The sequence below is a fragment of the Dyadobacter sp. HNCC25DJ184 genome, from assembly GCF_056895215.1.
Genome location: NZ_JBXHAQ010000004.1, coordinates 13083 through 26133, shown reverse-complemented (window position 1 = coordinate 26133; position 13051 = coordinate 13083). Strand labels below are relative to the sequence as shown.

General features: G+C 40.8%; 10 protein-coding genes and 1 tRNA gene. 6 read left to right on the top strand and 5 right to left on the bottom strand.

Going from position 1 to position 13051, the window contains the following annotated elements; genetic code table 11:
• The first annotated feature begins 303 nt into the window (after positions 1-303).
• From AC1XUD_RS07110 to AC1XUD_RS07100, 3 genes are all read left to right on the top strand, one after another.
• On the top strand, positions 304-1674 hold the full coding sequence (locus AC1XUD_RS07110; RefSeq protein WP_483360281.1) for a hypothetical protein: 1371 nt from the start codon (positions 304-306) through the stop codon (positions 1672-1674).
• A 372-nt stretch (positions 1675-2046) separates the two neighbouring features.
• Positions 2047-2517: a DNA-packaging protein gene (locus tag AC1XUD_RS07105; RefSeq protein WP_483360280.1), complete on the top strand. Its 471-nt coding sequence runs from the start codon at positions 2047-2049 to the stop codon at positions 2515-2517.
• An 897-nt stretch (positions 2518-3414) separates the two neighbouring features.
• Positions 3415-4443 carry a hypothetical protein gene (locus tag AC1XUD_RS07100; protein WP_483360279.1) on the top strand — a complete coding sequence of 343 codons (1029 nt, stop codon included), beginning with the start codon at positions 3415-3417 and terminating at the stop codon, positions 4441-4443.
• Positions 4444-4801: 358 nt separating this feature from the next.
• Here the strand turns inward: AC1XUD_RS07100 and AC1XUD_RS07095 are convergent, their stop codons facing one another.
• Positions 4802-5392, bottom strand: coding sequence for a hypothetical protein (locus AC1XUD_RS07095; RefSeq protein WP_483360278.1), 591 nt, complete (start codon positions 5390-5392; stop codon positions 4802-4804).
• A 124-nt stretch (positions 5393-5516) separates the two neighbouring features.
• Complete coding sequence (locus tag AC1XUD_RS07090; protein WP_483360277.1) at positions 5517-6404, bottom strand: AbiJ-NTD4 domain-containing protein; 888 nt, start codon at positions 6402-6404, stop codon at positions 5517-5519.
• A 178-nt stretch (positions 6405-6582) separates the two neighbouring features.
• Here AC1XUD_RS07090 and AC1XUD_RS07085 point away from each other — a divergent pair, with 178 nt between their 5' ends.
• Positions 6583-7440, top strand: a complete 858-nt coding sequence (locus AC1XUD_RS07085; RefSeq protein ID WP_483360276.1) for a TIR domain-containing protein — start codon at positions 6583-6585, stop codon at positions 7438-7440.
• A gap of 105 nt (positions 7441-7545) precedes the next feature.
• Here the strand turns inward: AC1XUD_RS07085 and AC1XUD_RS07080 are convergent.
• The 3 genes from AC1XUD_RS07080 to AC1XUD_RS07070 form a co-directional block, all read right to left on the bottom strand.
• Positions 7546-7619, bottom strand: a tRNA-Arg gene (locus tag AC1XUD_RS07080).
• A 96-nt stretch (positions 7620-7715) separates the two neighbouring features.
• Positions 7716-8489 carry an enoyl-CoA hydratase/isomerase family protein gene (locus AC1XUD_RS07075; RefSeq protein ID WP_483360275.1) on the bottom strand — a complete coding sequence of 258 codons (774 nt, stop codon included), beginning with the start codon at positions 8487-8489 and terminating at the stop codon, positions 7716-7718.
• A 539-nt stretch (positions 8490-9028) separates the two neighbouring features.
• Entirely contained in the window at positions 9029-9667 is a 639-nt protein-coding gene (locus tag AC1XUD_RS07070; RefSeq protein WP_483360274.1) for a hypothetical protein, read from the bottom strand.
• Between the two features lie 402 nt (positions 9668-10069).
• Between AC1XUD_RS07070 and asnS the strand changes: the two genes are divergently transcribed.
• On the top strand, positions 10070-11506 hold the full coding sequence (gene asnS, locus AC1XUD_RS07065) for an asparagine--tRNA ligase (protein WP_483360273.1): 1437 nt from the start codon (positions 10070-10072) through the stop codon (positions 11504-11506).
• Between the two features lie 306 nt (positions 11507-11812).
• A complete protein-coding gene (locus AC1XUD_RS07060; protein WP_483360272.1) occupies positions 11813-12991 on the top strand; it encodes a T9SS type A sorting domain-containing protein in 1179 nt (392 codons plus the stop codon).
• The last annotated feature ends 60 nt before the right edge of the window (positions 12992-13051 follow it).

The window sequence follows — 13051 nt, the reverse complement described above, 5'->3', positions numbered from 1 at the left end:
GAAATACCTATTCTTTACCGGGCTGATCCCATCAAAAACAAGAGGAAATTGGTTTTTTGGAAACCATGTGTCCTGTAAAAACGGGAACAAGACTGCCTCATTCATCCTTTTCAAGTTCTCTCCGGACTTCAAAGAAATGACCTTGTACTTTTTTAATGGGTATAAGATTTACCCAACGGCGCAACAGAAATTTTTAGACGATTTTATAGCTGGAATGAGGCGATAGCAAACAAAATAGGGCGCGAAATCATCCGTGCCCTATTCTAAATATCGTTCGATTAATAACCATTCACAGTTACGCGAATGATTGATTTTGTAAAGATAGCTATAAATGATCTGGAGTTGTGCGCCCGGCTATTAAATGACCCGGTTTTGACATTCTCACAAGTACGAGGCAAAAGGGTGTCCAATAAATACAAAGATTTATTATTCGAGGTCTACGACTCTGGAAGGGTTGCGATTGAGGGGAGTTTGCATAAGTATTTTAACGGAGGAGTTCACAACTGGAATGATTTTACCCGTGTTGATCTATGGGATACCGTTCACGGAATATCTGAATGGCTCCAAATTCACCCGTCACGGGTTGAAATTCACAATATAGAGTATGGCGTTAATATAAGAACCTCAACGCGCCCCAGAGAACTTTTAAAACAGTTAGTGGGGTACAAAAACAAGTCGTTTAAACAACCACCGATAAAAGGACAAGGCAGCTATAAACATGTTCAAGTGTTCGATTATATCCTAAAATGCTATGATAAAGGGACTCAATTTGGGCTTTCTGAGCATTTGCTAAGGTTTGAGGTTAAAGTAATCAAAATGCGTTGCCTCCGCGAAGTAGGTATTAAGACGCTGGAAGATTTACAGAACGTGAGGAAACTATCAGGTTTGGGTGATTTACTTTTGAATACATGGGACAATATTGTTCTCAATGAAGACCTTTCACATGACAGACTTTCTATAAAAGAAAAGAACATTGTCGAGGCCGCTACAAACGTCAATAAATATGAAGATTTGAACCCGAAGAGGAGGAGCAAGGTACTGTCAGGCTATACCCGAATTGTTTTAACGTATATGGGTGAGAAAAGTCAAAAGGCAAAGGTCAGGCAGCTATTAAAAACCAAGTGGGAAGAGCTACAAAATGGGGATGTTTGCACCGACTTGCACGACAGGAAAGAGGCCAATTTTAACTCATTGAACGTGGCAAAAAGTGGGGACGTTTGCACCGACTTGCAAGGCCGTGAAGATTTGACGAAAAAGGGACGTTTGCACCGTTCAAGTATACAGTGCAATTGTTCCCCATTAGTAGAGGATAAAGAATTAAAAATCACTCCAGAAAACACCTGCAAAATAACCGGGATCAATATTGGAAATCAGAGACCAGGTAGCAGGTTTGTAAGTGAAAGGACTTTGAGGGAAAATGGGGAGGTTACAAATCAATTATTGAACTTTCCTCAACGCCAAAACCGAAGGAAACACAATCATCCTGAATCGTACTATTTGGCTCATAATATCCGGAATAAAGACAGTAACGCGCGGAATAACTTAAAGAGACGGATTGACCGGGCTACAAACGGTTCTTTTCTTTTTGACCAAAGAGAATTTGTCAGGCTCTCAAGTGAGCAGACAGAAGTATTAAAATCATCCTTGAACATTCAGCGAACGAGCAAAATTTAACACTGTTAAGTCAATTTCATACTCATTTAGACACACTTTTAATTACTCAACCGATGGGATACGATTTCAAAACTGCAATGAGGGTTCAGGCGTACCGTAACAGCTTGGTAGCTCCAATCTGCCAGAATTGCACGTTAATGGAACTACAAAACAAATCGACTCTGGACAACGCAGTAATGCGCTTGAGATGCGGTAAAGGACGTTTCTTTGTGAAACCTATCGGAACATGCAATGAATTCCGGCCAAAGAATTACGATAGAAATTCAAAATTTGCCTCATCTAAGGAGCATTACGACAAAAAGGAACCATAGATCATGGCCTGAGCCTTATTTTTGTTTAACCACTATACACACACTTAGCAAAGTATCAATTATGGCAGCACCTAAAAGAAATCAGTTTTGGAAGTTAAGAAGTAAACACGGCAGGGAGAGGCTATTTTCGTCGCCTGACGATCTTTGGAGCGCAGCATGTGAATACTTTAATCATTGCGAGCAAAATCCTTTGATAGAGGTTGATTTTATGGGTAAAGAGGCGATGAGGGTTGAGAAACCGAAAATGAGACCGTTCACGATGCAAGGACTTTGTTTGTATTTGAGATGTAATACCGGGTATTTTTCCGATTTCAAGGAGAGTTTAAGAATGAAACATGATTTGACCAGCGAAGATTTTTCCGAGGTCATTACGCGCATAGAGGAAACCATTTACGATCAAAAGTTTACCGGTGCGGCGGCTGGCCTCTTCAATGCAAACATCATTGCCCGTGATCTAGGGTTGATGGACAAAAGAGAATTGGCTATGCAAAAGGATATAACGGTAGAATTTTTTGATGGTAGTAAGGAATAACCTAATTGCCTAACTAAAAAACGGTTAACCACTGTTCGAGCGGATGGTTAGGCAGGCAATTAGGTTAAGGTGGTTTGCGGGTTACTTTTGGAAACGTAATGCGTTACAGGCTTTACAACCGAATGACTATCAGAATTTTACAAAATGGGTTTTGCCATTTTTTCTGGATTTTTTTAAGAACTGTTTTAAATATGCGGGCAAAAATCTGCTAAAATGATATGTTTTAAATTCATTTTGATTAGAACGCTCTTTCAAATTTTGAGAACGCATTTGATAATGCAATGACAAGGCAGAGCGAATTAATTTTAAGAATGTTTAGGGATGTTTGGATAATAATTCAACCACGACTACTTTTGAGATGCCTAAGTATTACAATGGAGCAGCGATGCCCTTACAATCTCGGTCTTTCGAGACTCAAAACAATATGTATGCCCGAATACGGGCTGTTTCATCCGGAAGGTTTGAAAACCTTCAGTACTCCATTGGATACTTAGGCACGGAAAGGAACAGCCCGTATTTGATTGTTTCACTACATAAATGCCTAAAATCCAATGTCTGCACAAAACAACAATCATGTGACAGGTTCACCCAAACCACTGAATGAGTTTTTTTTATCCTACTTAACAAAGGATGTTTCTGATGTTCTGGAACTAAAAAGTGATTTAGCTGATGTTTTCACGTTCTACTTTGCAAGGGAGGACGGTTCGAATTTTAATTCCAGTCGATTAGATAGTTTGCACTGCCTTCATAGGGCATTACAGGAGGTTGTGGACGAGGTGGCTAAATTCAATTTAAAATCAAAATAGAAATTGAGCGAATGCTGATATTGTTAATCCCTCATATGGAAGTATGAGGGATTTTGTTTTGGGTGAGCTCTGTTAAATTACTGGGATATGTTTGATGGAAGTGAAGATGACAATTGTTAGAAATTTTGTCTTGCCAAAAATGGTAGGTATCGTGGCCGGTTCAGGGGTAAGTGAAGTTTGCTTAACCGAAAAAAGGTCAGGCATAGGGTCAGGCACGGTTCGAGTAAAGGGTTTGATATTTACAGTGCTTGAAATGGCAAATGCACTGTCAAAAAACACATTTGGTAACGAATTGACAATGCTCTGGATAATTTGGGAGAAAGGATACAATTTTGAACTATTTTATCAATTACCACGTACGCTATACGTAAGTGTTTTGATTATTAGAAGGTTGCATCAAAGTTTACAAAACCGAATGATGGGAGATATTGTACTAACGCGGGAGGAGTTAAAGAGTCATCTTGACGAGCAACTGGCATTTCTGCAAATTTCATGTGATGCATTTGACAATGGAGTTACCATTGAATTCAAGAGAATAGCATCAACATTACGATTAATGTTTCGGAGTACTAGAAGGTCGAAATCTTTGATTGACCTTTTAGGAATTGGAAATTGGGAAATAGTTAGTACTGCTATTCCGCTGGAGGAAGGTATGTTCGACGCCTACAATGGAATTACAACGATCTCTTTTGACGGTGGTGAATTTGTTTATTTTGCGCCATTGGATGAGGTTCCATGTTTGAGAACTATGACAATAAACGACTGGTGGCAAGAGGTGATAATCGACGATAGAGTCAGTGTGCCTCTAACTAGGGATCAACTCGTTGGGAAAGTTGCTGACAAGGATGGTGGGGCTCATGTTGATCCAACTATTGAGCAAAATTACGATGATATCCGTACAGGAAAGTCATTGGGGTTACTGGCTGGAGATGAGAATGATATGAAACCATTGACTGATGCTCATATATATGCAATACGCCAAATTGGGCATGAGGTGTTAAAATGTTTCATACCAAATTACACAAAAGTGAGCGGTAGAGGCGGTAGTGATGGGGTGTTTTTTGGAGGATTTTCTCTTGTACAGGATAGAATAGTTGATAAATCAGCGAAAATAAAGTAGAAGAGCTATGAAGTTTCCTAGGAAAGAATAGCTAATCGTGTCGTGACTGAATAAGATTTAAAGATTTTGGTGTTTTGTGAATATTTTGGATTTGGTCTGCTACCGGAGGTTATATTAGGTTTAATTGTCAGTGCCACAGTGGAATTGGGAAAAACTAAAATAACTTTTATGAATAAGAAAACAATGAATTCGGTAGTTAAGTTAATCGTTATGGCGTCCCTTCCGTGGTTAGTCTGGCATCCTAAACACTATAACAATTGGAAGCGATCTTTCTGAATTTTTGCAATTAGACACCGGGGGAAGGAGGGGGTTCGAATCCCCCTAACCACGCCATACTTGTTCTCAATAGTTTGGTAAGTCAATTCCTGTCAAGGTAATTTGGCAAAAACAGAAACTCTTTGTCAGGATGCCATTCATTTAATGGATCTCCCTCTCCCATAATGGCATATTTGATACCAAGGATTAAATTCTTGTTTAGTGAGTGAAATGTAACGTTAGTTGTCGGGATCGCCCCATTAAACTTTATAAAATCATTTGGAGCCGGGAATCTTCCTGGTGGAGAGAGGAAAAACTCCAAATAAAGTCGGTGGTTGAGGTGGTTTGGACTGAATTGTAGAACTTTTGTATATGTATTACTCTTTCGGGGGTTGGAAATAGTGCGATCATAATGTTTTAAAGTACGACAGATGATCGTGAGAAACCTTACGGGCTCATTGATCTCTTCTTTTACCCTCCATTTATTTCTTATCGAGTGTTTCGCGTTATCGCTTCCAGAAAAGTCCTTATAATGCATAATGCCACTTTCATGATATGAATATTTGCCATGTGTCTTGGGCAGTTGATCGATGTCTTCAGGAATACTTATTAGAGTTTCCAGTCCATTGTAATTTGAAGGCTCGGCAGCAGCACTTGGATAGGAAGAGCCCCAGTAAAAATCATTATTTTTCATTTCAAACCAATAAAATTTATTGTATGAAACTCCATCGGAAGTAAGTAAAAGGCGAAGTTTGATATGATTTGGTATTTCGTTAACGTCCATAATAAGTTCCTACCAACAGGGTTGTTGTATTGCGTTAAGATTGGAGAGTCCTTAACTTGCTAAATTTAGAAGTTAATAGGTTTACAAATGCACTACAAGTGACCAGCATAAAGACTGCCTCTTCCTGACTTACTTCAGATTTTTCGAACATTCCGTGCCTACTACCGTTGCTATTAGTATATCCGTAAATACTTGAAAATGAACTTTTTAATGCTCCGTCAATCTCGAACATTTTACAAACTGTTCCGAATGCTTCACCAAAATCGGCCTTAGGTTTGTTGGCGATAATTTTCAGAGCGGATTCGACTGCTGAGATTGACTCTTTGATTGAATTTCTGTAATCTCCAATTGGTTTAGTAGAGAGGAGTTCCAAAGAAGTTATTAAATGAGTATTGGCTCCGCTAAACTTTGCATTCGAGGTTTCGTCGATTGCTTCTTCTATCGAATTAATTTCTGGTAGACTAACCACAGGGATAATATTGCCTTTGACAAGTCGATAGGCAGACAAATGTTGTTCGAGAAATTGATTTATTCGCGTATCAAAGGCCTCGTGGATTTCTTTCATCCAGTAATTTCGCATGTCGCTTTCCGCAAAATCCGCGAGATCCTTGGATATTTCTTCTATCAACTCATATACCTGATACCATGGACAGGAAAAAAAAAATTTGTGTATAAAATGAAATTTACCGTTGAGGTCGAGTGGTAAATCATTTATTTTCCTTTCAAAAAAATGCCACCATAGCCTACTAAATTGGTCATCCAAATATTTCATCAATTCACTTTTCCCTTGTTGTCTATACATTGTCTCACCTAACAAAATGTAATAAACGTTCCATAAGGAATTTTTTAATTGAGCATCTATTTGGTCTATTTGAATGACTTCTTTGACCTTGGTAATTCCGATTCTTTCCGAAAATCTCATTCTTTACAATTTTTGTTGTTACTTTTTGCTGTTCCCAAGTTATGACTTCTTCAATCTCGCAATTATTCTTCATTTGACCAATGCAATCCCAATTTTAAGAGCGAGTAAATGACGTTTTTGCTCGACTTTACGTTTACTTAACCAAAAGTTGCGAAATCTATCCTTAGAGTAGTCTATTATGAAGGTCTTTATCAGTTGGTCAGAACAAAGAAGTAGAGAATGTGCAATTCATATTAAGGGATTATTGTCACGTATGCTCCAGGAAACCGATCCTTTTATGTCAAGTCTTGATATTGATAGTGGTGAGCAGTGGGCGCGGAAGGTTCAAAACGTATTAGGTGCGAGTAATGTAGGAATTGTTTGTTTGACTCCCGAAAATAAGGATAATCCATGGATTTTGTTCGAGTCGGGAGCTCTTGCTAAGGGGCTTTCTGATAATCGAGTTCATGTAATCCTGTTTGACTTGACCAACACCGAGGTTAAAGGACCACTTGCTCAATTTCAGCTAAACGAGTATTCCAAGAAAAGTATGTTAAACATTCTAAGATCGATAAATGGCAGTTTGTTAAAACCTTTACAGGATGATGTTTTTTCCGACATTTTCTCAAGGGAATGGGAAGTATTCAATAACTCCATCACGAAAATTGTAAATTCAAGGCCTCAGACATTGAAAGTCGAAACTCGTGATGTAGATGATGTCACCTCCGAAATTTTGGGGCTATTACGAGTTATGGATAGGCGACTTAGTCAACTTGAGCAAATGGGGACTAATAAATATACTTCGAACTTCATAACAAAAGTCCAGACTTCGACACGCGATGAGGCGATAATGAGCATCAGAAGACTGCAGGACAAGGAAAGATTAGTTGGACTGAGTGAATCTGAGCTTCAGGAATATCTAAATTTAACTCGATCTATGAAATATTCCGATGAGGTCGCGATTGCGTCACTTAACAAGACTAAAAGTCTTGTTAATGATGTAGAAATTACCAGCCATGGTACAATTATCCCAAAACTTAAAAAAGATAGTCTCTAACGGCAGTCAGTTTAGTAATTAACAAAAACTGTCCCCCAAACTGTCCCCGTGGAAATAAAAAACCCGCTAATTAATTGATAATTAGCGGGTTAGTTTGTGTTAGTGTGGTCTCGTAGGGATTCGAACCCCAAACCTCCTGATCCGTAGTCAGGTGCTCTATCCAATTGAGCTACGAAACCGTTTATTTTCGTTCAACTCATTTCTGAATTGGACTGCAAAGATAGGTAGTCGGATTTTATTGTCCAAACGTAGGGTTTAAAAAATGTTGATATTTTTTACTTTCCTGTAAAATGTGGTTTTGTTTTAGTGAGAAATGATTTGACACCTTCTTGGAAATCAGCCGTTTCGCTTAAATTTTGCTGCTCTGTTGCTTCGTTGTTTAATATGGATTTAAGATCAGATTCCAATGACTGGTTGATCAATTTCTTCATGGCAGCAATCGCTTTGGTGGGGGCCTGACGATAATATTGTACTACTTCGGCTACTTTTTCGTCGAGTTTGTCTGCTGGTACGGAATGGGTTATCAGGCCGATTTCCTTTGCTTCGGGGGCATATATCTTTCGTCCGGTGCTCGCCAGTTCAAAAGCTCTTGCAGTACCTACCAATCTCGGTAAAAACCAATTCGCTCCTGCGTCGGGCATGAGGCCGAGTTGTACAAATAAGAAAGCGAAATAAGCTGTATCCGGCGCGATGACCATATCGCAGCTCAGCGACAAAGACGCACCAGCTCCTGCGGCCAGTCCGTTGAGTCGGCATATTACTGGCTTCGGGATATTGCGGATGGCCGTTACCATGGGGTTATAGTATGTCACCAGGGTATTTTTTACGTTGAGTTTGGAGTCAGCAAAAGCCTTGAGGTCGGCCCCGGAGCAAAACGCAGTATACCCTTCGGCGGTGAGGAGTACCACTCTGATGGTATCGTCTTTCCAGGCATCGTGGATCGCGGCGGTGATTTCGGATATGAGTTCCGGGTGCAGTGCGTGATATACCTCCGGTCTGTTGAGACTGATTCTGGCTACGCCGTCGGTTTTGTTGTAGATGAGAAACATGGATGGCTATTAGCGGTTAGGTATCGGCTTTTAGTTTTCTAAGTTACTGGCTTAAACGCAGAGTTTAAGGGGGTTTTTGCGCGGAGTTTCGCTGAGGTATTTCTGCGCAACTCGACGTGTTACTCTGCTAACTCTGCGTTTAAAACAAAAGCACTAATAGCTGACCGGAGTTAGTTGTTTAAACGCAGAGTTTAAGGGAGTTTTTGCGCGGAGTTTCGCTGAGGTATTTCTATGCAACTCCGCGTGATACTCTGCTAACTCTGCGTTTAAAACAAAAGCACTAATAGCTGACCGGAGTTAGTTGTTTAAACGCAGAGTTTAAGGGAGTTTTTGCGCGGAGTTTCGCTGAGGTATTCCTGCGCAACTTCGCGTGATACTCTGCTAACTCTGCGTTTAAAACAAAAGCACTAATAGCTGACCGGAGTTAGTTGTTTAAACGCAGAGTTTAAGGGAGTTTTTGCGCGGAGTTTCGCTGAGGTATTCCTGCGCAACTCCGCGTGATACTCTGCTAACTCTGCGTTTAAAGCAAGACACAGCTCCTAAAAAAACTGATAAACCGTCCCCATACTAATCAACAAGCCACACAGCAGACCCATGGTGATCTGGAGGGGAGAGTGGGCGTTTAGTTGTAGTCTGGCACTTAGGACCAAGCCGGCCAGGAAAACTGTCGCGAGTAACAGAGGTAATAACAGGCTTTCGTCATAGCGGACGAGCAGGGAAAATAATACGCCGATGGCACCGCCGAGACCCGTGGCGTGGGCACTGATTTTCCAGAACAGGCTGATTACGGCGACTACGATTAATGAAAATGTGACGCTGGCAAGTAATATCGATATTTGCGGGGCGAGCTCTCCAATTGGTTGCAATTGCCAACCAAACAAATAAGTGGCTGTCGCATAAGTGATTATACTTATGATATATGGGAGTCTTCGTTCGGAGAGTTCGTCTACATGCATGGAGCTGATGAACCCGAAGCGATATAGATGATAGATGATGATGGAGGGGACAACGAAAGTATTGAGGAATATGAGCAAGGTCAAACTGCCGACGGCGTTGAGTTCCAATGCGCTGACGCCAACGAGATCGGGAGTTACAAGAAACAGGCTTCCCAGCAAATATGTGGTGATGATCAGAGGATGAAAAACGACCGAAAGGACGGTTGCGACGCGGTTATTCAAGCTAAATATCGGGTTTTAGTGCTACGTTAAGTACGAAATGAAGATTGCCATAAGATATAACGGAGAGTATTATTTTAATTCAAAGCTGGGTTTCTTAGTTTCCTATGTGACTTCATTTTAACATCTTGTTGGAAATATTATCCTGATCCAGGTATTAAGGAAAAACTCCCGTAACGCTGTGTTCAACACTTGCGAACTCTGCGTTTAAACTGTGAACAATATGGCTGACAAATGTAGAAATTTAAACTTTACAACACATTTGAATAGCCCTTCAAAAGTTAGTTTGCTGATCAAATAGGTTTTCGGGGTGTATTTCGTAGTTTTGCGGCAAATTAAATTTTTACGCTAAGCGCTACAAAATTAACGCTCTAAGCAAAAAAAAGAGCCACAAATACATCAGAAATGGGACCGTTGCAAATCAAAGATCTATTAAAAACTTCTCCGGAAGGACAGCACGTTACTTTGAAAGGTTGGGTGCGAACAAAACGTGAAAGCAAAAACGCAATCTTCATCGCCATCAACGACGGCTCTACCATTAACAATATTCAGGCTGTGGCTGAGCCAGGCCAGTTTTCTACGGAATTGATTCAATTGGTTACCACCGGTTCATGTCTTAAAATTGAAGGAACCATGGTGCCTTCGATGGGTTCAGGCCAGGCGGTGGAAGTGAAAGTGTCTGATATTGAGGTATATGGTACTGCTGATCCTGATCAGTTTCCATTACAACCCAAAAAACACTCCCTCGAATTTCTAAGAGAAATAGCCCACTTGCGTCCCCGTACCAACACTTTCGGTGCGATCCTACGGGTGCGTCATGCGTTGGCGTTTGCGGTCCATAAATATTTCAACGACAAAGGATTTTTCTACTTGCACACTCCGATCATTACTGCTTCTGATGCAGAAGGAGCCGGTGAAATGTTCCGTGTCACAACTCTGGATCTCGACAAATTGCCAAGAACAGACGAAGGGAAAATTAATTATAAAGAAGATTTCTTTGGTCGGGAAGCTAACCTCACGGTATCCGGACAGCTGGAAGGCGAGCTGGGTGCCATGGCTCTTTCGAAGATATATACTTTCGGCCCTACTTTCCGGGCTGAAAACTCAAACACAACCCGTCACCTGGCCGAATTCTGGATGATTGAGCCTGAAATGGCGTTCTTCGAACTGGCTGATAATATGGATCTTGCAGAAGATTTTGTGAAAACTGTGATCGGATATGCGTTGGAAAACTGCAAAGACGATCTGGATTTTCTGCAAAAAAGACTTGAAGAAGAGGATAAAAATAAACCGCAGGCAGACCGCTCCCTTCCTTTGCTGGAAAAACTGGAATTCGTGGTGAACAACCCGTTTGAGCGGTTGACATATACTGAGGCGATTGAGATTCTTTTGAAATCAAAACCGCATAAGGAAAAGAAATTCCAGTTCCCGGTTGGATGGGGAATCGACCTTTCCAGCGAGCATGAGCGTTATCTGGTAGAAAAACATTTCAAAAAACCGGTCATTCTGACCAACTATCCGCGCGAGATCAAGTCGTTCTATATGAAGCTGGACGAGGACGGCAAGACGGTAAGAGCGATGGACGTGTTATTCCCGGGAATCGGAGAAATTATTGGCGGAAGTCAGCGTGAAGATAATTATGAGAAGTTGCTGGAACGGGTGAACGAGGTGGGTATTGATCCGGAAAACCTTTGGTGGTACCTGGAAACCCGCAAGTTTGGAACAGCTCCTCACTCAGGTTTCGGACTTGGATTTGAAAGATTGGTTCTATTTGTTACTGGAATGAGCAATATCCGCGACGTGATACCTTTTCCAAGATATCCGAAGAGCGCTGAGTTTTAAGCGTTGCTTTACTAAAATTTTGAAAGCCGTTTCTGTTCATTTTGAATGGAAACGGCTTTTTTTGTTGTAAACCATTGAGGAGTTAAGAAAAGTTAAGTCTTATTGTTCCTTCTTGTCTTAATGGTTTTTACAAACCGTGGGCTAACTATTTGAAAAAGAATATATTTTAGTTGCCAGATGCTTTAATTTTTTATCTTTGTTTGTGTCCTTCCGAATCATTTTGCGGCAGCATATCAGCCACATAAAACATATTCAGCCGGCAAATTCAGGGCCAAAAATCCTCTTTACGCAACGAACGACAATGTTATGAAACACCATTACTCTTCATCGCATCAAGGATCATTCTTTTGTTTTCTGGCAGGCATTTTGCTGTTGCTGTCTATAAACGCCAAGGCTCAAACAGGTACTGATTATACACTCGTATGGGAACTCGACTCCACTTTGGTGGGCGAATCCAGTTCAGATAATTTTCTGCCAGCCGATCTCAAAACCGTCAATGTTTATGCTGGTAACACGAATATATTCGGAGATAATAAATATTATATCCCGGACGGGAATGACGGATACGCCTATAATCTTCGCGACTGGGGAAGTAAGCAAAGTGGTAATGATTATTTTGAATTGAAGTTTGATGTGACGATGATGCAGTCTGATGTTGAGTCGATATCTTTCAGGGCGAGTCGCGGAAGTGCTTCGAGCGGGACCAAGTTTGCCGTTCGTTCCAGCCAGGATGGTTTTCAAGCCAATATCGGGGATACATTGATCATCAACAGCTTACAGACTTTTCAAGAACTAACTTTTCCGGTCAATTTTAAAAATATTGACGATTCGACTTTTGCCTTCCGGATCTATGCCTTTGGTACAACTGGTGTGGGTGGCCCCAATAGTTTGATCGCCTTTGACGCGATTACCGTTACTGGTTCCATCACCGACGTTCCCCTTCCTGTTGAGCTTACTTATTTCAGTGCAGAAGCATATGGAAAAGAAGTTTTGCTTTCTTGGGAAACTACATATGAGCGTGACAGCAAGGAATTTGTGATTGAAAGAAGTAATGATTTGAGAGAATTTATCGAAATAGGTAGCGTTCCGGCCGCAGGAAATAGCACGGGAAGAACGCAATATTCTTTTATCGATAAAACCGCCTCGCCGGGAGCCAATTATTACAGATTAAAAATAATTGATAAGGATCTCACCTTTGAAACTTCCAATGTTAAAGACGTGATATTGAGGCCTGATGAATCAGCATTTTTGGTAGCTCCTAATCCGCTGATCAACAATAATTTGGTGAGGGTGAGGTTGTATAAAATTAATGCCGAAGATCTCGTTTTGGTTAACAGCCGCGGGCAGAAAATTCCATTTGCCATCCGGCCTGGGCAGCAGGATATTGTTGACCTTTTACCTGTAAATCCTTTGGCGACGGGCATCTATACTTTGTCCTACCGGAAGGGTAATATGACAAAGAACATTAAAATTCTTGCACAATAGCCTAATAGTTTAGGCTCCCCTGTCGAATTATCCTTAACTTTGCTTGCATATCGAAACAAA